Here is a 19,536-nt window from a genome sequence, read left to right as displayed (position 1 = left end):
CCCTGCTGCAAGCAGCATGGGATTACAGGCGTGGCGCTGCCGGTTCAGCTCTTGGTGGAGAAGCGATAACCGGTGCCGCGGACGGTTTGTACCAGATTCTCGTAGGCTTCACCCAGCGCTTTGCGCAGGCGACGGATATGCACATCGACGGTGCGTTCCTCGACGTAGACGTTGCCGCCCCACACCTGGTCGAGCAACTGCCCACGGGTGTAGGCACGTTCCTGATGGGTCATGAAGAACTGCAGCAGACGGTATTCGGTAGGGCCCATGTCGGCGGGCTTGCCGTCGATGGTGACGCGGTGGCTGATGGGGTCGAGCAGCAGGCCGCCGATCTCGATGGGCGCTTCGCTGTCGGCAGGGCCGGTGCGGCGCAGCACGGCCTTGAGTCGCGCCACCAGTTCACGGGGCGAGAACGGCTTGGTGATGTAGTCGTCGGCGCCGACTTCCAGGCCCTGGATCTTGTTGTCTTCCTCACCCTTGGCGGTGAGCATGATGATCGGAATGCTGCCGGTCAGCTCATCGCGCTTCAGGCGCCTGGCCAGCTCAATGCCCGAGGTGCCGGGAAGCATCCAGTCGAGCAGGATCAGGTCAGGCTTGCGGTCGACGATGATGGCGTGGGCCTGTTGCGAATTCTCGGCTTCCAGGCAGTCATAGCCGGCCATTTCCAGCGCGACGGCGATCATTTCGCGAATGGGCGCTTCGTCGTCGACGATCAGAATGCTTCTGCCAACCATGCTCACAACCTCTCCTGGGCTAACCGTTTCATGCAGCGCATTAGATAACGGAATTATTGCAGCTGTGTGACAGGCAGTGGTCTTGCGTTCAGCGCCAGGCGTAGTCCAGGACCACGCCGATGAACACCAGCAGCCCGGCCCAGTGGTTGTGCAGGAAGGCTTTGAAGCAGACTTCACGCCCCAGGCTGCGGGTCGTCCAGAACTCCCACACGAAGCACAGCGCCGCAGCGAGGATGCCCAGCTGGAACCAGCCGCCCAACTCGAAACGGTTGCCGGCCAGCAGCAGACAGCCCAGCGACAGCAGTTGCAGGCTAAGGATGATCACCCGGTCTGCTTCGCCGAATAGAATCGCTGTCGACTTCACGCCGATTTTCAGATCGTCGTCACGGTCGACCATGGCGTAGTAAGTGTCGTAACCGACCGTCCACAGCACGTTGGCGATGTACAGCAGCCAGGCGCTGGCCGGCAGCGTGCCGGTGGCGGCGGTGAAGGCCATGGGGATGCCCCACGAATAGGCGGCGCCCAGCACCACCTGTGGGTAATAGGTGTAGCGCTTCATGAAGGGGTAGCACGCCGCCAACGCCAGTGCGCCGAACGACAGCCAGACCGTGGTGGCATTGGTGCACAACACCAGAAGGAAACTCAGCGTCACCAGCGCGGCGAACAGCGCCAGCGCTTCGCGCGAACGAATGCGCCCGGCCGCCAGAGGGCGATCTGCAGTACGTTTGACGTGGCCATCGACCTTGCGGTCGGCGAAATCATTGATGCAGCAGCCGGCGGCGCGCATCAGCACCACCCCAAGGCCGAAGATCAGCACGTTGGCCAGGGTGGGTGCGCCGTTACCGGCGATCCACACCGCAGACAGGGTTGGCCACAGCAGCAGGTAGATGCCGATCGGGCGATCCATGCGGCTCAGTTGAATGAAATCCCAGGCACGCGGGTGCAGACGGTTGAGCGATTTGAGCAGTTGCAGGTACATCAACGAGCGTCCTTGTCGGCCGCGCGCCAGAGGGCGGGCAGGAAGATTTCAGCCACCAGCAGGCTCAGGCCCTCGCGCTCGAAGCGCGAGCGGCGTGCCCACAGGTGTTGTTGGGGCGCGTCGGCAGGCAGCCAGGCGGGTGGGTACTGGCAGGCCTGCAGCGGATGGCGCACGAATGCCTGGTCACAGAACAGCAGCTCGCCCAGCGAGCGTGTCCCCAGCGTCTGCAGGTCGAGCCCGCCGCGCTCCAGCGCGCTGCGCGCCGCCACGCTGCGGGCAAACACCCAAGGCTGGCCATGGCCGCGCAGGTAGACCTCGCGTACCCAACCTTCAGCACCTGGCACAATGCCCAAGGCTGCGCATTCGTCGGCCCGCAATGCTTGCCAGCCTTCACGCAAAGGGGTGACGGAGAACTGCTGGTCGGCCAGTTGGCTCAGGCGGCGGGTAAGTGAACCTTCATCGAACAGCCAGTCGAGCAGGTGCGCATCGAGGTCGCCTGCCAGCTGTGCGGGGGTCAGCCACTGAAGGGCGGTTACTTGCGAAATGTCGTCGGGCACGTCGGTACGCTGATACAGGCCACAGAGGCGACGAGCTTAGCATGTTCGCCTGGCTTTCCAGACTCCGGTGCGGTGCTGGCGCGTCGATCACAGGAGTACTGCCCATGGCCTGAGCGGCGCTTTGGCGGAAAAACAGTGCTGTATGGCATCTATGCCATTACCTCTAAGCGACAAGGCCCCGGCGGCCACTGGCGCGGTCCAATGGGGCGTGCCATTCTCAAATCCGCCTACCGCAGGCTAGAGCCTGTCGGCGCTGTCAGCGTCGCGTTACTGGCAGTACGGCATAACAACAAAAACCCGTCTACGAGGCATCATTATGCGTAAACCCGATTTGGCCGGCGTCATTGCCGAGAAAACCGACCTCACCAAGGAAATGGGCAACCACGTGCTCAATGCCATTCTCGACTCGATCACGGCAGCAGTTGCCAAAGAATCGGTGACCCTGGTCGGTTTCGGTACGTTCGAGAAACGTCACCGCGGCGCGCGCACGGGCAAGAATCCTCAGACCGGCGAGCCGGTGCAGATCAGAGCCACCAACACCGTTGCCTTCAAACCCGGAAAGCTGCTCAAGGACACGGTCGCCGTGCCAGCGCAGGGTGCTGCCAGCGCGTCGCGCAAGAAAGGCGCCACAGGCAAGACTGGCAAATCCGCCACCTAGCGTTCTTCAGCTTTCCCCGTCAGCAAGCGGGCGCCTTGGGCGCCCTTTGTGTTGATGCGCTGCCGCTGGCACGAAAGTCCCTATACACATTGATTTTTGCGGATAGAATCGCGGTTTCAGTCACTTTGAAGCCGAGAAGCCTTGATGAAGTTTCGTTTCCTGCTCTGGGCCATGGGCCTGCTGATGGCCAGGGCCAGCCGTAACAACCCCGCTTTTCAGCAGCAGTTGGCTGACAAGGACCTTGTGTTCCAGATGCAGACCCTCGACGGCAAGATCGCGCGGCATTTCTTCGTTCGCGACCAGCGCGTGAGCAGCAAGGCGGGCGTGCATCCGCAGCCAGCGTTCGCCATCGCCTTCAAGGATGCCGCCTACGGCTACGCCACCTTGCAAGCCAGCAACAAGCAACTGGCGTTCATGCAGGGCATTCAAGACAAGCACATCCAGATCAAGGGCAATCCCGCGCTGGTGATGTGGTTCCAGAACCTGATGAAGTACCTCAAGCCGCGCAAGAAAGCCTGATCGATCGGGACGCTGGATTTACGGCGTGTTGAATTGCGAGGCCAGCTCGCGCAGCAGCGCTTCGGCATCGAGCACCTTGCTCACCACGTCCTCGGCCTTGTCCTGCGAAAGCCCCAGACGGCTCAGCAGTTGGTCAGGAATCGGTTTCTGCGGTCCGGCACCGATGCCACGCGTGCGCAGCAGGCGATTGGCCAGGCACACCAGGTTCGGGTATGCCGCGTACTCGCCGTCGTAGCTGGCATCGTCCTGAAAGCGCAGCGCGGTACAGATTTCTTCCGGCATGTCCCACAGCTTCATCAGCCAGGCACCCATCTGTTCGCGATTGATGTCCAGCAGATGCTGTTCCACGTAGGTGTGGCTCAGGTGCGGGTTGACCTCGAGGTGGCGGCAGATCAGCGAGAAATGCGGCGGAAACACATGGGCCAGCAACAGATAACCGAAGTTGTGCAGCAGGCCTGCCAGGTAGGTAAGGCCGGCTTCCGGGCGTGAGGGGCGTGGCATTGCCCGGGTCAGGCCCTCGATGACGGCAGCGGTGTAGATCGCTTGTTGCCAGTAGGGGGTCATGTGTTCCGGCTGGTCCTTGGGCAGGCTCATGGTCTTGCCCAGGGCCAAGCCCAGCGCCAGGTTGATGACCAGATCAAAGCCCAGCACACGGACGATGGCGTCCTCCACCGAGCGAATCTTTCCAGGCGATGCGTAGTAGGGCGACGCCGCCCAGCTCACCACCTGCGCCGCCAGTGCAGGATCGGTTTCGACCACACCCGTGATGTCGTCGACACTGGCGTTGGGGTCGACCCGCAGCTTGATGATCTTCTGCGCGGTGTCGGCCAGCGGCGGAATCTCGATGGTCTGCTGCAGGCGCTGCTGGATACGCCGTGCGGTGAACACCTGCACGGCGTGTGTGATTTCTCGGGGGTTGTCATTGAGACGATCGAAACTGGGTTGGATCAGTCGCACGTGTTCGCCGAAGCTGCCGGCGCTGGCCTTGCTCAGCAGGCGCTTGAAGACGTCGCGCTCAAGCTCCAGCCATAAACCGGTTTCCCCGGACTGCAGCAACACCGCGTCGAGCGCAAGCAGGCTCTGTTCATACAGGCAGGGCGAACTGGTCAGGGCCGGGATGCCGGGTAGCGCCTTGAGGCCGTGCTTGTCGAGCATGGTTTTCAGGCGAGCGCCGCGCACCGCCAGCAGGCTGCGTCCGGTCAGCTCTTGAAGGCGCTGGAGGTCGAGCAACTGGCTCTGCGGGAACAGCACCATCAACGCGCCGACTTCGTCGTCGAGCAGAATCGCCTGCACCTTGGCAGCGGCAGGCAGCGCAAAGTGGTCCGGCACTTCGCGGTAGGCCACGCCGAGTTTGTCGAGCAGCAGCCGGATTACAGACGGTGCGCGTGGGGTTGCGGTGTCCAGGGCAACTTCAGTCATGGTCTGGTCCAGATTCTCCTTGCAATCGCGAAAGTATAATCAGCCGGCTGTCCTCACCGGCCTGATTGTGAGACCGGTATCACACCTGGCCATATTGCTGGCCATGGCGTAACCAGCGGTCCAGCAGTGGGCTGACGTGACCGGGCCAGCGTGCCAGCAATGCTTGGGCAGCATCACGCACGGCAGGCAGCAGATCGGCGTCGCGCATCAGGTCGGCGACCTTGAACTGTAGCAGCCCGGTCTGCCGCGTCCCGAGCATCTCGCCAGGACCGCGCAGTTCCAGGTCCTTTTCAGCGATGACGAAGCCGTCGTTGGTCTCGCGCATGATGCCCAGTCGCTCGCGACCGATCTGCGACAGCGGCGGGTGATACAGCAGCACGCAATGGCTGGCCGCACTGCCGCGACCGACCCGTCCACGCAACTGGTGCAGTTGCGCCAGACCCAGGCGCTCGGGGTTCTCGATGATCATCAGGCTGGCATTGGGCACGTCCACACCGACCTCGATGACGGTGGTGGCCACCAGCAGTTGCAGCCGTCCCTCTTTGAATTCGGCCATGACCGCAGCCTTGTCGGCCGGCTTCATGCGGCCATGGATCAGACCGACGCTCAGCTCGCCCAAGGCGCTGCCCAGGTCCTCGAAGGTGCTCTGCGCAGCCTGGCAGGTCAGTTCTTCGGATTCTTCGATCAGGGTACAGACCCAATACGCCTGGCGCCCTTCGGCGCAGGCCGCGCGGACGCGCTCGACCACCTCGAAGCGACGGCTGTCGGCCACCAGTACGGTGTTGACCGGGGTGCGCCCCGGCGGCAGCTCGTCGAGCACCGAGGTGTCGAGGTCGGCATAGGCGCTCATGGCCAGGGTCCGTGGGATCGGCGTGGCGGTCATGATCAACTGGTGCGGGCACAGCTCGCCAGCGACCCCTTTCTTTCGCAGGGCCAGGCGCTGCTGCACGCCGAAGCGGTGCTGCTCGTCGATGATGGCCAAGGCCAGGTGCTTGAAATGCACTTCTTCCTGGAACAGGGCGTGGGTACCCACCACCATCGGCGCACCACCGGCGATCTGCTCCAGAGCGCTGACGCGGGCCTTGCCCTTGAGCTTGCCAGCCAGCCAGGCCACTTCCAGGCCCAGTGGCTCGAGCCAGCGTTTGAAGGTCAGGTAATGCTGCTCGGCAAGAATCTCGGTGGGTGCCATGAGCGCCACCTGATAGCCGGCCTCCAGCGCCTGCAGGGCGGCGAGGGCCGCGACCACGGTCTTGCCCGCGCCGACGTCACCTTGTACCAGGCGCATCATCGGCTCGTGCAGGCTCAGGTCGTAGGCAATCTCGTTGCCGACCCGCTGCTGGGCACCGGTCGGGGCGAAACCGAGGTTGGCCAGGTACTGGGTCGGCAGGCGTCTGGCCTTGGGCAGCACGGGCGCGCGCAAGCTGCGCAGGCTTTCGCGCAGGCGTTGTTGCGAGAGCTGGTGGGTCAGCAGCTCTTCGAAGGCCAGGCGATGTTGCGCCCAATGATGGCCCTCGGCGAGCTCGTCGACATCGGCGTCGGCAGGGGGGTTATGCAGGTAGCGAATGGCGTCGTCGAGCGACGCCAGCTGGTACTCACCGATCAGTTCGGCCGGCAGCCAGTCTGGCAGGCTGCGCGGGCCGAGCAGGCTCAGGCTCTGCTGGCAGAGCAGGCGCAGGCGTTGCTGGGTCAGGCCTTCGGTGGTGGGGTAGATCGGCGTCAGGGTCTGTTCGACCGCAGGGGCCGGCTCGCTGCCATTGAGCGCGCGGTATTCGGGGTGGTAGATCTCCAGCCCCGAGGCGCCTGGCCGGGCTTCGCCATAGCACCGCAGTTGCGTGCCACGCTTGAGCCCTTCTTTCTGCGCATTGCTGAAGTGATAGAAGCGCAAGGTCAGAGTGCCGCTGCCATCGTTGAGCCGCACCACCAGACTGCGGCGCTTGCCCATGGTCACGTCAGTGCCGCTGACCACGCCTTCGATCACCGCATCCTGGCCAGGGCGCAGCTCGCCGATGGGCACGACGCGGGTACGATCCTGATAGCGTGCGGGCAAGTGGAACAGGACGTCCTGAACCGTTTCCAGGCCGACTTTGGCAAGCTTCTCGGCCATCGCCTCGCCGACTCCTTTGAGCGCCGTGACCGGCACGTTCGACAGCTCTGTCATGGTTCAGGTCGGCTGTTCCGTGCGGTTAGGGATCACCGAGCACAGGCGTATCGAATCGGCGAGGATCTCGATCGCCTTGGGCCGCGGGAAACTCGCCCGCCAGGCGATGGCGACCGTGCGGAACGGTGCGGGCGCCGTCAGCGGACGCACCTCGATGACGCCTGGCGCGTAGTGATGGCTGTGCACCGCCGACAGCGGCAGAATCGACACCCCGAGGCCGGAGGCGACCATGTGGCGGATGGTTTCCAGCGAGCTGGATTCCACGGTGGTGTGGCGCGAATCGCTGTTCTTGCTCAGCGTCGGGCAGGCTTCCAGCACCTGGTCACGAAAGCAGTGGCCCTCGCCGAGCAGCAGCAGGCTCTTGTCGTTGAGCAAGGCGGTATCGATGGTTTCGCGCGCGGTCCATGGGTGGCCGCTGGGCATCAGTGCGCAGAATGGCTCGTCGTAAAGCGGCAGGGTCAGCACGTCGGCTTCGTTGAACGGCAGGGCGATGATTACCGCGTCGAGCTCGCCATTGCGCAGCTTGTCGCGCAGCACGTGGGTGAAGTTTTCCTCGATGTACAGCGGCATCTGCGGCGCGACCCGGTGCAACTGCGGAATCAGGTGCGGGAACAGGTACGGGCCGACGGTATAGATGGCGCCGACCTTGAGCGGGGCGGTGAGCTGGTTCTTGCCGGCCTGGGCCAGTTCGCGGATGCCCTGCGCCTGCTCCAGCACCTTCTGCGCCTGGGCGACGATGCCTTCACCGACGGGGGTCAGGCGAACTGCGCTCTTGCTGCGCTCGAAGATCAGCACGCCGAGCTCGTCTTCGAGCTTCTTCACCCCGACCGACAGGGTTGGCTGGCTGACGTGGCAGCGTTCGGCGGCGTGGCCAAAGTGCTGTTCCTGGGCGAGAGTGACGATGTAGCGGAGTTCAGTGAGGGTCATAACGTGCGTCCATGAAGTTGCGGGCCCAGCATAGCGGCTGCAATCGATAGACGCACGTTATCAGACGTGCGCAGGTGTGACAGAAGCAACGGTCTAGCGTTTATCCAGCGAGTAGACGAACGGGGCGACCACTTCGATGCTGCCGTTGCTCAGCAGTTCTGCTGGGGGCTTGGGCAGCGGTTGCGCACGGCGGATCATCTCCAGAGTGGCGCGATCGAGCGCCGCACTGCCCGAGCCTCCGGCCATTTCGTATGACAACACCTTGCCGTTGGCATCGACGACGAAACGCAGTCGATTGATACCCTGCAGGCCGCGGCGACGCGCGTCCTCCGGGTAACGCTTGTACTTGGCCAGGTGGCGCAGCAAGTCGCTCTGCCACGTGGGCAAGGCTTTACTGTTCGACGCGATGCTCGGCGCCGGGGCTGCCGACTTTTTCGGCGGCTCGGTGCTGGGCGGCGTGTCGGCTACCTGCTCCTGGGGCGGTTCCTCGCGCGGCGGCTCAGGCTTTTTCTCAGGCTTGGGCGGCTGTGGCTTGGCCTTGGGCTTGGGCGGTTTTGGAATCGCGATTTTCGGTTTCGGTGCTTCGACCAGTTTCGGCAACGGCGGTTCTTCGACCGGCGCCGGTGGTTGGGGCACCACCTTGGGGGGTGGTGGCGGCGCAGGCTCAGGCAGCGGTGCCAGCTCGACCATCATCGCTGCCGGGGGCAGTTCGATGGCTTGCGGCACCGACCAGTCGAGCATGAGCAGCACAGCGGCGGCATGCAGGCCGAGCACGATGCCCAGGCTGGTGCTGTAACGCGCCAGGGTTCGCCGCGTCTTCGTCATTTTTTCGCTGCCGTCTCAAGCCCTACCAGACCGACTTTCAGGTAGCCGGCCGCGCGCATGGTGTTCATCACTTCCATCAGGTCACCGTAATCCACGCCCTTGTCGGCCTGGAAGAAGATGGTGGTCTCCTTGTCGCCCTTGGTCTTGGCGTCGAGCATGGCGCCGAGCTGAGCGTTGGTGGGCACCTGATCGTCGCCGACGTAGAGCTTCTGGTCGGCCTTGACGCTGACGAACACCGGTTTCTCCGGCCTAGGCGCCGGCTTGGCGGTAGAGGCGGGCAGATCGACCTTGATGTCGACGGTGGCCAGAGGCGCGGCGACCATGAAGATGATCAGCAGGACCAGCATCACGTCGATGAACGGCGTGACGTTGATTTCGTGGTTTTCGGCGAGGTCGTCGCCACCTTCATTCAGATGCAGGCCCATGGCTTACCCCACTTTCACCATGTGAGGGGCGCTGCGGTCGCTGCCCTGGTGGTCGAGGTCACGGCTGACCAGCAGCAGCACCTGTGCCGAAGCGTCGGAAACCTGCGCCTTGTAGCCAGCGATGGAGCGAGCGAAGACGTTGTAGATGACCACCGCAGGGATCGCCGCGACCAGGCCCAGGGCAGTGGCCAGCAAGGCTTCGGCGATGCCTGGCGCAACCACGGCCAGGTTGGTGGTCTGGGTCTTGGCGATGCCGATGAAGCTGTTCATGATGCCCCACACGGTGCCGAACAGACCCACGAAGGGTGCGGTCGAACCGATGGTGGCGAGTACGCCGGTGCCGCTGCTCATGTTGCGGCCGCTGGCGGCGACCAGGCGCTCGAGGCGGAAGCTCACACGTTCCTTGATGCCTTCCTTCTCGCGGGTATTGGCCGACAGACGCATTTCTTCGAGGGCGTCGTGTACCAGGGTATGGGCGAGGGTGCCTTGCTTGCTGGAGACGTCGCTGGCTTCCTTGAGGCTGGCGGATTTCTTCAGCGCAGCGATTTCACCGCGCAGGCGACGCTTGGCGCCCATCAGCTCGAAGCCTTTGGCGATCCAGATGGTCCAGGTGATGATCGAGGCGATGGCCAGGCCGATCATGACGATCTTCACCACGATGTCGGCGTTCTTGTACATGCCCCAGGGCGAGAGGTCGTGGGCCATGCCCAGGCTGGTGTCTTCGACCAGCGCCTGAACGTTTTCGTCGGCGGCAGCTTCGCTGGCCGGAGCGCTGTCGGCAGGCGCGGCTGGCGTTTCGCTAGTGTTGGCCGGGGCTGGCGCGGCGGCGGCCGCTGGCGCAGGCGTGGTGGCACTGGGTTCATCGGCCATGGCAGCGGGGGCCAGTGCCAGGCTGAACAGCAGCGCGGCAATGGCGCGCCAGGCGCGCGATGGGGTTGGCGAGGCGGAGGGTTGGATGCGTGTCATGCTGGCCGGACCTGATGAAGAAAAGAGTTGACGTCACCACGGCCCCGTGTAAGGCCGAGAACAGAGAGGGCGCCATTATTGCAATTAATTCTTGTTAACAGAAGTAATAGAGTAACTTTTTTTATTCGTCTCCTAGCCGCTGACCGTCAGGTCTGTCTAGGGCGTTTGTTTTCAGATCAGGAGTTAGGTGATGTCAGAACTGTCCGCGATGATCGTAGGCTGCGGCGATGTTGGAGGGAGACTGGCCCTTCAGTTGCTCAATAAAGGCTGGCAGGTCAGTGGTTTACGCCGCGCGGTGGAGCATCTGCCAGCGGGTGTCACGCCGATTCGCGCCGACCTCGGCCAGGACGATCTACCGCCAGAGTGGCCCTCGCGCAGCCCTGACTACCTGGTGTATTGCGTTGCTGCCGATCAGCATGACGAGGCGGGCTACCAGGCGGCTTATGTCGACGGTCTGCGCCGGGTGCTCGGCTGGCTGGCGCAGAACCAGCAGCGCCCACGGCGACTGTTGTTCGTTTCCAGCAGCAGCGTGTATGCCCAGCAGCAGGGCGAGTGGGTCGATGAAACGGCGCCCACCGAGCCGCACAGTTATTCCGGACGGATCATGCTGGCTGCCGAGCGACTGGCCCTGGACAGCGGTCTGGCAGCCAGTGTGGTGCGCCTGACCGGCATCTATGGTCCAGGGCGGGAATGGCTGCTCAGCCAGGTGCGACAGGGCTACCGCGTGGCCGAACAACCGCCGCTGTATGGCAACCGCATTCATGCCGAAGACGCGGCAGGGCTGATGGCTTTTCTGCTGGAAAGCGACTCGCGCGGCGTAGGGTTGGAAGACTGCTACCTCGGCGTCGACGATGACCCGGCGGCGTTGTCCGAGGTGGTGGCCTGGTTGCGTGAGTACATGGGGGTGACGCACTGGTCCGATGAGCAGCGCGTGCGCCGTACTGGCAGCAAGCGATGCAGCAACGCCCGGGCGAGGGCGTTGGGCTGGGCGCCGCAGTACCCCAGTTACAAACAGGGGTATGCGGCGATTCTCGCGCAGCCTTGAAGGGCTGAGGGCGAGTGGGGTTACTGCTTTTCCAGCACCCAGCGACGTGCAGCCGGGGCCAGCAGCGGCATTTGGTCCGGCTGCGCGCGGTTCATGGCCTGGAAGATTTCCATCCGGTTGCCCTTACGCGTGAAGATCCACGGCGAACCGCGCTGTTCGCGCTCTAGCCACAGGCTGTCGTGCTCGCCACCCATGGTGGCGCAGTCGCCGGCCAGGCACAGGGCGTAGCGATCTGGGCCGGGCAGGCCGTCGACACTGCCGTTTTCGCGGAAGTGGGCGACACCGCCCTGGCCCGGACCTTCGACGATCTTCCAGTTGCCGCCCAGATACGCCTGGTACAGCGCCTTCTCGAACGCGCCACCCAGCGGCGTGTTGGCCGGTGGGTTGGCACGGCTGAACGCTTGCTCCTTGCCGAGTTGGCCAGGAGCCTGAACCAGCGTCTTGCCATCGAGGCTGAGCTGTTCGCTCTGGCCGCTCTGGAAATTGACCTGCCAGTCGTTCTTGTTGGCCAGCAGCTGGCCGTCGGCAGCCTCGAAGCCGTTGCTCAGGGTCGCCTGCTGTTTGCTGGTGTCGATCTTCCATTCCAGGACCGGACCATTGTCGGCGATGGCCTGGCGCAGGCTGGTGCCTTTACTGGCGGCGTCGATGGCGCGCTGGTTGATCCAGGTGCCGTTGAAATCTTCAGGTTTATGGCTGGCGCAACCGCCGAGAAGCAGGGCTGCCAGTGCAAGGGAAAGGGCATAACGCATGGTAGGAACCTTATGCAGGAGAGGCGACGGGCTCGAGCGCCCGTCACGCGGGCATCACTCGATGACGAGGATGGCGTCCATCTCGACCTGGGCACCCTTGGGCAGGGCAGCGACGCCGATGGCGGCGCGGGCCGGATAGGGCTGTTCGAAGTAACGGCCCATGACCTCGTTGACCTTGGCGAAATGGCTGAGGTCAGTGAGGAAGATGTTCAGCTTGACGATGTCTTTGAACGAACCGCCCGCCGCTTCGGCGACCGCCTTGAGGTTCTCGAACACCTGAACGGTCTGCGCTTCGAAGCCTTCGACCAGTTCCATGGTCTTGGGATCGAGGGGAATCTGGCCTGACATGTAAACGGTGTTGCCAGCCTTGATCGCCTGGGAATAGGTTCCGATGGCGGCGGGGGCCTTGTCGCTGTTGATGACAGTCTTGCTCATGATGACTCCTTGCGGTTGACGGACTACGCACGCATACGGGTGATGCGGACCACGCCGGTCAAGGTGCGCAGCTTCTTGATCACACGCGCCAGGTGCACGCGGTCGTGCACGCTGACCACCAACTGGACCACGCTGATACGGCCGTCGCGTTCGTCCATGCTGATTTTCTCGATGTTGCCGTCGGCGGCGTTGACGCTGCTGGCCAGCAAGGCGATCAGGCCGCGTTGGTGTTCCAGCTCGACCCGCAGCTCGACGTTGAACTCGCCCGTGACGTCCTTGGCCCACGACAATTGCAGGCATTTCTCGGGGTTGTGGCGAATTTCGCTGATATTCCGGCAGTCTTCCAGGTGCACGACCATGCCCTTGCCCGCCGACAGGTGACCGACGATAGGGTCACCCGGAATGGGTGTACAGCACTTGGCATAGCTAAGCACCAGGCCCTCTGTGCCGCGGATCGCCAGCGGGCCTTCAGGCGCAGGCAGTTGTTCGCTTTCCGCCGACAGCAAGCGACGGGCGACGACATAGGCCATGCGGTTGCCCAGGCCGATGTCTTCGAGCAGGTCTTCGAGCAGTTCGAGGCGATACTCGTCGAGGATCGGCTGGATGCGTTCGGCGGCGATCTGCTCGAGGCTGCTGTCGAAGCCGGTCAGTACCTTGTTGAGCAGGCGTTCGCCGAGGTTGATCGACTCGGAGCGGCGCTGCTGCTTGAGGGCATGACGGATGTGCGTGCGAGCCTTGCCGGTGACCACGAAATTGAGCCAGGCCGGGTTCGGCCTTGCCCCAGGGGCGCTGACGATTTCCACCGTCGAGCCGCTCTGCAGCGGTTCGGACAACGGTGCCAGGCGGCGATTGATGCGGCAGGCGATGCAGCTGTTGCCGACGTCGGTGTGCACGGCATAGGCAAAATCGACGGCAGTGGAGCCTTTGGGCAGCTCCATGATCCGGCCTTTGGGGGTGAAGACGTAGACCTCGTCGGGGAACAGGTCGATCTTCACGCTCTCGATGAACTCCAGCGAGTTCCCGGCGCGCTGCTGCAACTCGAGGATGCCTTTGACCCACTGCCGCGCGCGGGCATGGTTGCCCTGGGGCTGTTCATCGCCATTGGACTTGTACAGCCAATGGGCGGCGATGCCATTGTTGGCCATCTCTTCCATTTCGCGGGTGCGAATCTGGATTTCGATGGGCACGCCATGCATGCCGAACAAGGTGGTGTGCAGCGACTGGTAGCCGTTGGCCTTGGGGATCGCGATGTAATCCTTGAAGCGGCCCGGCAGCGGCTTGTACAGGTTGTGCACGGCGCCTAACACGCGATAGCAGGTGTCGACCTTGTCGACCACGATGCGGAAGGCGTACACGTCCATGATTTCGGTGAAGGCGCGGCGCTTGCCGCGCATCTTCTTGTAGATGCCATAGAGGTGCTTCTGCCGACCGCTGACGTCGCCTTCGATGCCATCTGCAGCCAGGCAATTGGCCAGCGAGTGTTCGATCTTGGCGACGATTTCCTTGCGATTGCCGCGTGCGCTCTTGACCGCCCGATTGATCAGCGACGAGCGCATCGGGTGCATGGCCTTGAAACCGAGGTCTTCGAACTCCACGCGCACGGTGTGCATGCCCAGCCGGTTGGCGATGGGCGCGTAGATTTCCAGGGTTTCCTTGGCGATACGACGGCGTTTTTCCCCCGACAGCACTTCCAGAGTACGCATGTTGTGCAGGCGGTCGGCCAGCTTGACCAGGATCACGCGGATATCGCGGGCCATGGCCATGGCCATTTTCTGAAAGTTCTCGGCCTGGGCTTCGGCTTTGGTCTCGAAGTTCATCTGGGTCAGCTTGCTGACCCCGTCGACCAGTTCGGCGACGGTTTCGCCGAACTGCTGACTGAGCGCTTCCTTGGCGATGCCAGTGTCTTCGATGACGTCGTGCAGCATGGCGGCCATCAGGCTCTGATGGTCCATGTGCATGTCGGCCAGGATGTTCGCCACCGCCAGCGGGTGGGTCACGTACGGCTCGCCACTGCGGCGGCGCTGGCCATCGTGCGCCTGTTCGGCGTAGAAATAGGCGCGCCGTACCAGGTTGACCTGGTCGGGGCCCAGGTAGGTCGATAGCCGTTCGGCGAGAGCGTCTATGCTTGGCATGCGTACACCTCTGAGACCCTACGACGTCGACCTGGCTGCAATCAGACGGCCTCGTTGGACTCGTCCTCGAAGGCGGCGAAGACCGGATCTTCGGTGACGATTTCTTCGGCGGCAAGGAAGTCTTCAGTGATGATGCCTTCGGCGATTTCGCGCAGGGCAACGACGGTGGGTTTGTCGTTTTCCCACGCCACGCGCGGCTCTTTGCCGCCGGTGGCCAATTGGCGCGCGCGTTTGGTGGACAGCATTACCAGCTCAAAGCGGTTGTCCACGTGTTCAAGGCAATCTTCGACGGTTACGCGGGCCATGGTGTTCCTCGGTAGCAAAATCGGTGAGCGTGCCCAGAATGGGCGGGCGGACTCGATAGTTTAAAAAATCACCAGCCAATAGGGAAGCGCTGTTTTGTCGCCGACGCTGCCTGACCCCTCAACGTTGCAGCGCCTCGCGCAGCCGCGGAGTGAGTTCTTCGAACAGCGTCTGCACCGAACGCAGCGCGCGACAGTCGGGACGCGTCAGCAGCCACAGTTGAGTATCGCAACCGGGCAGTGGCCCGCTCAGCGCCTCGACACCCTCCAGGGTCGGCACCATGTAGTCGGCCAGTACCGCCACGCCCATGCCGCTTGCCACCAACTGCGCCACGGTGGACATGCCGCTGCACTGGTAGCGTGGGATCAGCTCGGGGTGATGCTGATTGCGCCAGACGACCGTGGGGTGATCGGCCATGGAGTCATCCGGGGTGATCCAGGCCACGTTGTGCACCCCTTGCTGCAGGGCTTGCTGTAGCTCCGGGCGGCCGCACAGCACGTAAGAGGTCGAGCCCAGGCAGCGGCCGACCAGATGCTCGGGCGGAGCGTTGGTCAGGCGCAGGGCGATGTCGGCATCGCGCCGGCTGAGGTTGGCGAAGGTGTTGGAGGTGCCCAGCTCGAGCGATAGCGCCGGGTACGCAGGCATGAAGTCTGCCAGCGCGGGCAGCAGCAGGCCGTGCAGCACCGCTTCGGTACAGGTCAGGCGGACCGTGCCGCTGACTACCTGCTCACCGCTGGTCAGAGCGATACGTGCAGCTTCCAAGGCCAGTTCGGCGCGCTCGGCCTGCTCTGCCAGAGCCTGCGCGGTGTCGGTAGGCAGATAGCCCTTGCGGCTTTTCACGAACAACGCGCTGCCCAAGGCGGACTCGAGCCGGCGAATCGAGCGAAAAACCGTGGATACATCGACCTTGAGCAGTTCGGCTGCCTTGGCCAGGGAGCGTCCGCGGTCCAGTGCGAGGACCAGCGTCAGGTCGGCATGGGTAATCTGATATTGCATGGGTGCACGCTCTGCTTGCCAGAATGCCAGTGTCTGTTGCGTGAGGGCCATTTTATAGTGAAACGGCACTCGGGAATCAACGTGCAGGCCACCGGCCTTTGCCCCATCGATGGGGCCTGAACAATAACAACGCCCGCGTACATCGCCTGCTCCAGGCGTAAGCCGCTGTTTCCAGCATTGCTGCTCCCCAAAGGATGCACTGCCATGACGTTTCAGCTTCCCATCTGCGCATCCGCACTTGGCCTGCGCCCATGATCGGCGTCACGGACCGTCTCGCCTGGCCTCCCCGTGACGGTGACGGCAGCCTTTTGGGCTCGCCCCCTTCAAATCTGCACCGTCGTCATTACAATGGCGCCCCCCGAATCGATACCCAGCGCTGGCTAGAGGACATCTGCCAGAGCCTGTAGCGAACATCGCTGGCGGCGGCGAGCGTGTGGTCGTGTCAGCAAGCGTGCAATGAGTCCGAGCAGCCCTTGTAGGCAAGGCCTGCGAAAACAATATCAATAGCGATGGCAACTACTCATGAGCGAATACACAGAAGCCGGCCGCCCTCCCGACGGCGTGGCCGATTCGACAGCGCCAGGCAAGACGGCCAGTAAAGGTCTGGCCAAGGGTCGCCTGGGGTTGCTGGCCAGCGTGGTGCTGGGCATTTCCACCATCGCGCCGGTCTACACCCTGACCGGCGCGCTGGGACCGACCGTCCGCGAAGTCGGAGCGCACCTGCCAGCGGTGTTCATCGTCGGCTTCCTGCCGATGTTGCTGGTCGCGCTGGGTTACCGCGAGCTGAATGCCGCCGAGCCCGATAGTGGCACCTCGTTCACCTGGTCGGCCCGCGCCTTCGGGCCGATGATCGGCTGGATCGGTGGCTGGGGCCTGGTGGTGGCGACCACCATCGTGTTGTCCAACCTCGCCGGCGTGGCCGTCGACTTCTTCTACCTGTTTCTCGCTCAGATCTCGGGCGAGCAGAGCCTTGCCGGCCTGGCCGACAATCTGTTGATCAACATCACCACCTGTTGTGTGTTCATCGCGCTGGCGGTGTGGATCTGCTGCCGCGGCATGGGTACGACCATGACCGTGCAGTACGCGCTGGTGGCTTTGCAACTGATGGTGTTGATCGGCTTCGCGTTCGCGGCATTTGGGGAAACCACCGCGCCACCGCCGCTGGCCTTCGACCTATCGTGGTTCAACCCATTTGGTGTGGAATCGTTCTCGGCGTTCGCCGCTGGGTTGTCGTTGTCGATTTTCATTTTCTGGGGCTGGGATGTGTGCCTGACGGTCAGCGAAGAATCCATCGGCAGCGAGCAAGTGCCGGGCAAAGCCGCGACCTGGACGGTGGTGCTGATTCTCTGCCTGTATTTGCTGACCGGCATCGCAACTCTGCAATTTGCAGGCATCAGTGAAGAAGGGCTGGGGCTGGGCAATCCACGTATCCAGGAAAACGTGTTCGCCCACCTGGCCGGACCGGTGATGGGGCCGCTGGCGATCCTGATGTCCATCGCCGTGCTCGCCAGTACCGCCGCCTCACTGCAATCGACCTTCGTGTCGCCGGCCCGTACCTTGCTCGCCATGGGCTACTACGGCGCCGTGCCACAGCGATTTGCCAGGGTCTGCCCGCGCTCGCAGACCCCCCGCTACGCAACCATCTGCGCTGGCGTGGCGGCCGCAGTGTTCTACGTCACCATGCGCACCCTCAGCGAAAACGTGCTGGCCGACACCATCACCGCGCTGGGCATGATGATCTGCTTCTATTATTCGCTGACGGCGTTCGCCTGCGTCTGGTACTTCCGCCATAGCTTGTTCAGCAGCCTGCGACATTTGCTGATGCGCGGACTGTGCCCGCTGGTCGGTGGCGTGATTCTTTCGGTGATCTTCGTGCGCACGGCCATCGACAGCGCTTCGCCGGATTTCGGCAGCGGTTCGCATGTCGGCGGTCTGGGGCTGGTGTTCGTGATCGCCGCGATCATTTCCGTGCTGGGCATCGTGCTGATGGTGCTATCACGGTTGCGGGCACCGGCGTTCTTCCTCGGCGCCACGCTGCAGCAGCAGGCCACCTTGCAACTGCGCGACTGAGACTGGGCCCCGTGGCGGCCCTGATGCTTCAAGCGATCAGTTGTTCGAACAGCGCGCCATGGCGCTGGCGCTGTTTGCCGAGCAGCACGCGGTTGGCCAGGAACACCGCGCGCAAGTCCTGCAACGCGACCTCGAAGTCATCGTTGACGATGACGTAGTCGAATTCCTCATAGTGCTGCATCTCGCTGACCGCTTCGCTCATGCGTGCGGCGATGATCGCTTCGCTATCCTGGCCGCGACCGTCCAGACGGTGACGCAGCGCTTCTTTGCTGGGCGGCATGATGAAGATCGAGCGAACGTCGGGCATCAGCTCACGCACCTGCTGCGCGCCCTGCCAGTCGATCTCCAGGATCAGGTCGAAACCTTCGTCGAGGGTCTGCTGGATCGCGCTGCGCGAGGTGCCGTAATAGTTGCCGAACACCTCGGCATGCTCGAGGAAGTCGCCTTGGGCGATCAGTTCCTTGAACTGCGCCTGGCTGACGAAGTGGTAGTTCACCCCATCGACTTCGCCTGGGCGCATGGCGCGAGTGGTGTGCGAGACCGACACGCGGATCTTGCTGTCGGCGCTGTCGCGGGCGGTGAGCGCCGTGACCAGGCTGGTCTTGCCGGCGCCGGAGGGCGCCGAGACGATGTAGAGGGTGCCGCTGCAGTGATTCATGGTGGGAATGGCCTTACTCGATGTTCTGTACTTGTTCACGCATCTGTTCGATCAGCACCTTGAGATTGACCGCCGCCTGGGTGCTGCGCGGGTCGAAGGCCTTGGAACCGAGGGTGTTGGCTTCGCGGTTGAGTTCCTGCATCAAGAAATCCAGGCGCCGACCGGCAGCGCCGGCCGACTTCAATACCCGGCGAACTTCGCCAATGTGGGTGTCGAGACGATCCAGCTCTTCGGCGACGTCACTTTTCTGCGCCAGCAGGACCATTTCCTGCTCCAGGCGCTGCGGGTCGAGTTCGGCCTGCATGTCGCGGAAGCGGTCGAGCACCTTCTGCCGCTGGGCGGCGAGCATCTGCGGCACCAGCTCGCGCAGGGTGGTGACCTCACGGGCCATGCTGTCGAGGCGCTCGTTGATCAGGCGCGCCAGTTCCTGACCTTCGCGCAGGCGGCCGGCAACCAGTTCCTTAAGTGCTTCGTCGAACAGGCCCATGGCCTCGGCGTTGAGCGCCTGCGGATCGCTGGCATCGGCCACCAGCACACCGGGCCAGGCCAGTACTTCCAGCGGATTGAGCGGGGCCGGCTGCTGGATCAGGCTGGCGACGGTCTCGGCGGCGGCCACCAGTTGCGCTGCGCGCTCGCGGTCGACCTGCAGCGGCTTGCCGGTGCTGTCTTCAGCCAGGCGCAAGGTGCATTCGACCTTGCCCCGCGACAGCCCCTGGCGCAGCCCTTCGCGGACCGCGCCTTCGAGGTCGCGCAGCGCCTCGGGCAGGCGCAGGTGCGGCTCGAGGTAACGGTGATTGACCGAGCGCAGCTCCCAGGCCAGGGTGCCTTGGCTGCCGGCGCGCTCGACGCGAGCAAAAGCGGTCATGCTGTGCACCATGGGGACGACCTCGCGAACGGTGATGAGTTGAAGATCAGCCATGCGGCTGCAAGGCGCAGGATTGTAGCGCAGTGCGGCAGCGCCGCCCAATCCACTCCCCGCGA

At 63.6% G+C, this 19,536-nt stretch carries 20 protein-coding genes; 4 read left to right on the top strand and 16 right to left on the bottom strand.

The genetic code is table 11. The annotated features are described in order from the left end of the window. Window positions 1-44: 44 nt before the first annotated feature. The 3 genes from phoB to LK03_RS05600 form a co-directional block, all read right to left on the bottom strand. Entirely contained in the window at window positions 45-734 is a 690-nt protein-coding gene (phoB, locus tag LK03_RS05610) for a phosphate regulon transcriptional regulator PhoB (protein WP_038414621.1), read from the bottom strand. Between the two features lie 88 nt (window positions 735-822). Beyond that, complete coding sequence (gene ubiA, locus LK03_RS05605) at window positions 823-1,713, bottom strand: 4-hydroxybenzoate octaprenyltransferase (protein WP_038411440.1); 891 nt, start codon at window positions 1,711-1,713, stop codon at window positions 823-825. After that, window positions 1,713-2,270 carry a chorismate--pyruvate lyase family protein gene (locus tag LK03_RS05600; protein ID WP_038411439.1) on the bottom strand — a complete coding sequence of 186 codons (558 nt, stop codon included), beginning with the start codon at window positions 2,268-2,270 and terminating at the stop codon, window positions 1,713-1,715. Before LK03_RS05600 ends, ubiA begins: the two co-directional genes overlap by 1 nt. A 316-nt stretch (window positions 2,271-2,586) precedes the next feature. Here LK03_RS05600 and LK03_RS05595 point away from each other — a divergent pair, with 316 nt between their 5' ends. Further along, window positions 2,587-2,928: an HU family DNA-binding protein gene (locus LK03_RS05595; RefSeq protein WP_049870435.1), complete on the top strand. Its 342-nt coding sequence runs from the start codon at window positions 2,587-2,589 to the stop codon at window positions 2,926-2,928. 144 nt (window positions 2,929-3,072) lie between these two features. Beyond that, window positions 3,073-3,447, top strand: a complete 375-nt coding sequence (locus tag LK03_RS05590) for an SCP2 sterol-binding domain-containing protein (protein ID WP_028693153.1) — start codon at window positions 3,073-3,075, stop codon at window positions 3,445-3,447. 18 nt (window positions 3,448-3,465) lie between these two features. On the opposite strand, the gene LK03_RS05585 is transcribed toward LK03_RS05590, so the two are convergent. The 6 genes from LK03_RS05585 to exbB form a co-directional block, all read right to left on the bottom strand. After that, window positions 3,466-4,866 (bottom strand): aminoacyl-tRNA deacylase and HDOD domain-containing protein, encoded by a 1,401-nt coding sequence (locus LK03_RS05585; RefSeq protein WP_038411438.1) that lies wholly within the window; start codon window positions 4,864-4,866, stop codon window positions 3,466-3,468. Window positions 4,867-4,945: 79 nt separating this feature from the next. After that, window positions 4,946-7,024 carry an ATP-dependent DNA helicase RecG gene (gene recG / locus LK03_RS05580; protein WP_038411437.1) on the bottom strand — a complete coding sequence of 693 codons (2,079 nt, stop codon included), beginning with the start codon at window positions 7,022-7,024 and terminating at the stop codon, window positions 4,946-4,948. A 3-nt stretch (window positions 7,025-7,027) separates the two neighbouring features. Continuing rightward, on the bottom strand, window positions 7,028-7,951 hold the full coding sequence (locus LK03_RS05575) for a hydrogen peroxide-inducible genes activator (protein WP_038411436.1): 924 nt from the start codon (window positions 7,949-7,951) through the stop codon (window positions 7,028-7,030). A gap of 93 nt (window positions 7,952-8,044) precedes the next feature. After that, window positions 8,045-8,776: an energy transducer TonB gene (locus LK03_RS05570; protein WP_038411435.1), complete on the bottom strand. Its 732-nt coding sequence runs from the start codon at window positions 8,774-8,776 to the stop codon at window positions 8,045-8,047. Further along, a complete protein-coding gene (gene exbD / locus LK03_RS05565; protein WP_028693158.1) occupies window positions 8,773-9,201 on the bottom strand; it encodes a TonB system transport protein ExbD in 429 nt (142 codons plus the stop codon). Before exbD ends, LK03_RS05570 begins: the two co-directional genes overlap by 4 nt. A gap of 3 nt (window positions 9,202-9,204) precedes the next feature. Then, window positions 9,205-10,167: a tonB-system energizer ExbB gene (exbB, locus tag LK03_RS05560; protein WP_038411434.1), complete on the bottom strand. Its 963-nt coding sequence runs from the start codon at window positions 10,165-10,167 to the stop codon at window positions 9,205-9,207. A 190-nt stretch (window positions 10,168-10,357) separates the two neighbouring features. Between exbB and LK03_RS05555 the strand changes: the two genes are divergently transcribed. After that, on the top strand, window positions 10,358-11,212 hold the full coding sequence (locus tag LK03_RS05555; RefSeq protein ID WP_038411432.1) for an SDR family oxidoreductase: 855 nt from the start codon (window positions 10,358-10,360) through the stop codon (window positions 11,210-11,212). 20 nt (window positions 11,213-11,232) lie between these two features. On the opposite strand, the gene LK03_RS05550 is transcribed toward LK03_RS05555, so the two are convergent. From LK03_RS05550 to LK03_RS05530, 5 genes are all read right to left on the bottom strand, one after another. Then, entirely contained in the window at window positions 11,233-11,961 is a 729-nt protein-coding gene (locus tag LK03_RS05550; protein ID WP_038411431.1) for a hypothetical protein, read from the bottom strand. 54 nt (window positions 11,962-12,015) lie between these two features. Next, a complete protein-coding gene (locus LK03_RS05545; protein ID WP_009684531.1) occupies window positions 12,016-12,396 on the bottom strand; it encodes a RidA family protein in 381 nt (126 codons plus the stop codon). Window positions 12,397-12,419: 23 nt separating this feature from the next. After that, entirely contained in the window at window positions 12,420-14,528 is a 2,109-nt protein-coding gene (gene spoT / locus LK03_RS05540; RefSeq protein WP_038411430.1) for a bifunctional GTP diphosphokinase/guanosine-3',5'-bis pyrophosphate 3'-pyrophosphohydrolase, read from the bottom strand. Between the two features lie 41 nt (window positions 14,529-14,569). Next, window positions 14,570-14,833, bottom strand: coding sequence for a DNA-directed RNA polymerase subunit omega (gene rpoZ / locus LK03_RS05535; RefSeq protein ID WP_038411429.1), 264 nt, complete (start codon window positions 14,831-14,833; stop codon window positions 14,570-14,572). 118 nt (window positions 14,834-14,951) lie between these two features. Next, on the bottom strand, window positions 14,952-15,827 hold the full coding sequence (locus LK03_RS05530; protein WP_038411428.1) for a LysR family transcriptional regulator: 876 nt from the start codon (window positions 15,825-15,827) through the stop codon (window positions 14,952-14,954). A 522-nt stretch (window positions 15,828-16,349) separates the two neighbouring features. Between LK03_RS05530 and LK03_RS05525 the strand changes: the two genes are divergently transcribed. Beyond that, complete coding sequence (locus LK03_RS05525) at window positions 16,350-17,897, top strand: APC family permease (protein WP_038411427.1); 1,548 nt, start codon at window positions 16,350-16,352, stop codon at window positions 17,895-17,897. A 28-nt stretch (window positions 17,898-17,925) separates the two neighbouring features. Here the strand turns inward: LK03_RS05525 and gmk are convergent, their stop codons facing one another. Both gmk and LK03_RS05515 read right to left on the bottom strand, forming a co-directional pair. After that, window positions 17,926-18,555 carry a guanylate kinase gene (gene gmk, locus LK03_RS05520; protein ID WP_038411426.1) on the bottom strand — a complete coding sequence of 210 codons (630 nt, stop codon included), beginning with the start codon at window positions 18,553-18,555 and terminating at the stop codon, window positions 17,926-17,928. A gap of 13 nt (window positions 18,556-18,568) precedes the next feature. Then, window positions 18,569-19,432 carry a YicC/YloC family endoribonuclease gene (locus tag LK03_RS05515; RefSeq protein ID WP_038414619.1) on the bottom strand — a complete coding sequence of 288 codons (864 nt, stop codon included), beginning with the start codon at window positions 19,430-19,432 and terminating at the stop codon, window positions 18,569-18,571. Window positions 19,433-19,536: the final 104 nt, after the last annotated feature.

The organism is Pseudomonas cremoricolorata (assembly GCF_000759535.1).
GTDB classification, from domain to species: Bacteria; Pseudomonadota; Gammaproteobacteria; order Pseudomonadales; family Pseudomonadaceae; genus Aquipseudomonas; species Aquipseudomonas cremoricolorata_A.
Note: the sequence above shows the minus strand (reverse complement) of the source record. Positions and strands in the feature narration are given on the sequence as shown.

What these genes read in the sequence shown, in the direction of transcription:
- exbD (WP_028693158.1), bottom strand. Translation starts at nt 9,201, where the DNA reads ATGGGCCTGCATCTGAATGAAGGTGGCGACGACCTCGCCGAAAACCAC.
- gmk (WP_038411426.1), bottom strand. Translation starts at nt 18,555, where the DNA reads ATGAATCACTGCAGCGGCACCCTCTACATCGTCTCGGCGCCCTCCGGC.
- LK03_RS05525 (WP_038411427.1), top strand. Translation starts at nt 16,350, where the DNA reads ATGAGCGAATACACAGAAGCCGGCCGCCCTCCCGACGGCGTGGCCGAT.
- LK03_RS05530 (WP_038411428.1), bottom strand. Translation starts at nt 15,827, where the DNA reads ATGCAATATCAGATTACCCATGCCGACCTGACGCTGGTCCTCGCACTG.
- recG (WP_038411437.1), bottom strand. Translation starts at nt 7,024, where the DNA reads ATGACAGAGCTGTCGAACGTGCCGGTCACGGCGCTCAAAGGAGTCGGC.
- LK03_RS05555 (WP_038411432.1), top strand. Translation starts at nt 10,358, where the DNA reads ATGTCAGAACTGTCCGCGATGATCGTAGGCTGCGGCGATGTTGGAGGG.
- rpoZ (WP_038411429.1), bottom strand. Translation starts at nt 14,833, where the DNA reads ATGGCCCGCGTAACCGTCGAAGATTGCCTTGAACACGTGGACAACCGC.
- exbB (WP_038411434.1), bottom strand. Translation starts at nt 10,167, where the DNA reads ATGACACGCATCCAACCCTCCGCCTCGCCAACCCCATCGCGCGCCTGG.
- LK03_RS05590 (WP_028693153.1), top strand. Translation starts at nt 3,073, where the DNA reads ATGAAGTTTCGTTTCCTGCTCTGGGCCATGGGCCTGCTGATGGCCAGG.
- spoT (WP_038411430.1), bottom strand. Translation starts at nt 14,528, where the DNA reads ATGCCAAGCATAGACGCTCTCGCCGAACGGCTATCGACCTACCTGGGC.
- phoB (WP_038414621.1), bottom strand. Translation starts at nt 734, where the DNA reads ATGGTTGGCAGAAGCATTCTGATCGTCGACGACGAAGCGCCCATTCGC.
- LK03_RS05575 (WP_038411436.1), bottom strand. Translation starts at nt 7,951, where the DNA reads ATGACCCTCACTGAACTCCGCTACATCGTCACTCTCGCCCAGGAACAG.
- LK03_RS05515 (WP_038414619.1), bottom strand. Translation starts at nt 19,432, where the DNA reads ATGGTGCACAGCATGACCGCTTTTGCTCGCGTCGAGCGCGCCGGCAGC.
- LK03_RS05585 (WP_038411438.1), bottom strand. Translation starts at nt 4,866, where the DNA reads ATGACTGAAGTTGCCCTGGACACCGCAACCCCACGCGCACCGTCTGTA.
- LK03_RS05570 (WP_038411435.1), bottom strand. Translation starts at nt 8,776, where the DNA reads ATGACGAAGACGCGGCGAACCCTGGCGCGTTACAGCACCAGCCTGGGC.
- LK03_RS05545 (WP_009684531.1), bottom strand. Translation starts at nt 12,396, where the DNA reads ATGAGCAAGACTGTCATCAACAGCGACAAGGCCCCCGCCGCCATCGGA.
- ubiA (WP_038411440.1), bottom strand. Translation starts at nt 1,713, where the DNA reads ATGTACCTGCAACTGCTCAAATCGCTCAACCGTCTGCACCCGCGTGCC.
- LK03_RS05550 (WP_038411431.1), bottom strand. Translation starts at nt 11,961, where the DNA reads ATGCGTTATGCCCTTTCCCTTGCACTGGCAGCCCTGCTTCTCGGCGGT.
- LK03_RS05595 (WP_049870435.1), top strand. Translation starts at nt 2,587, where the DNA reads ATGCGTAAACCCGATTTGGCCGGCGTCATTGCCGAGAAAACCGACCTC.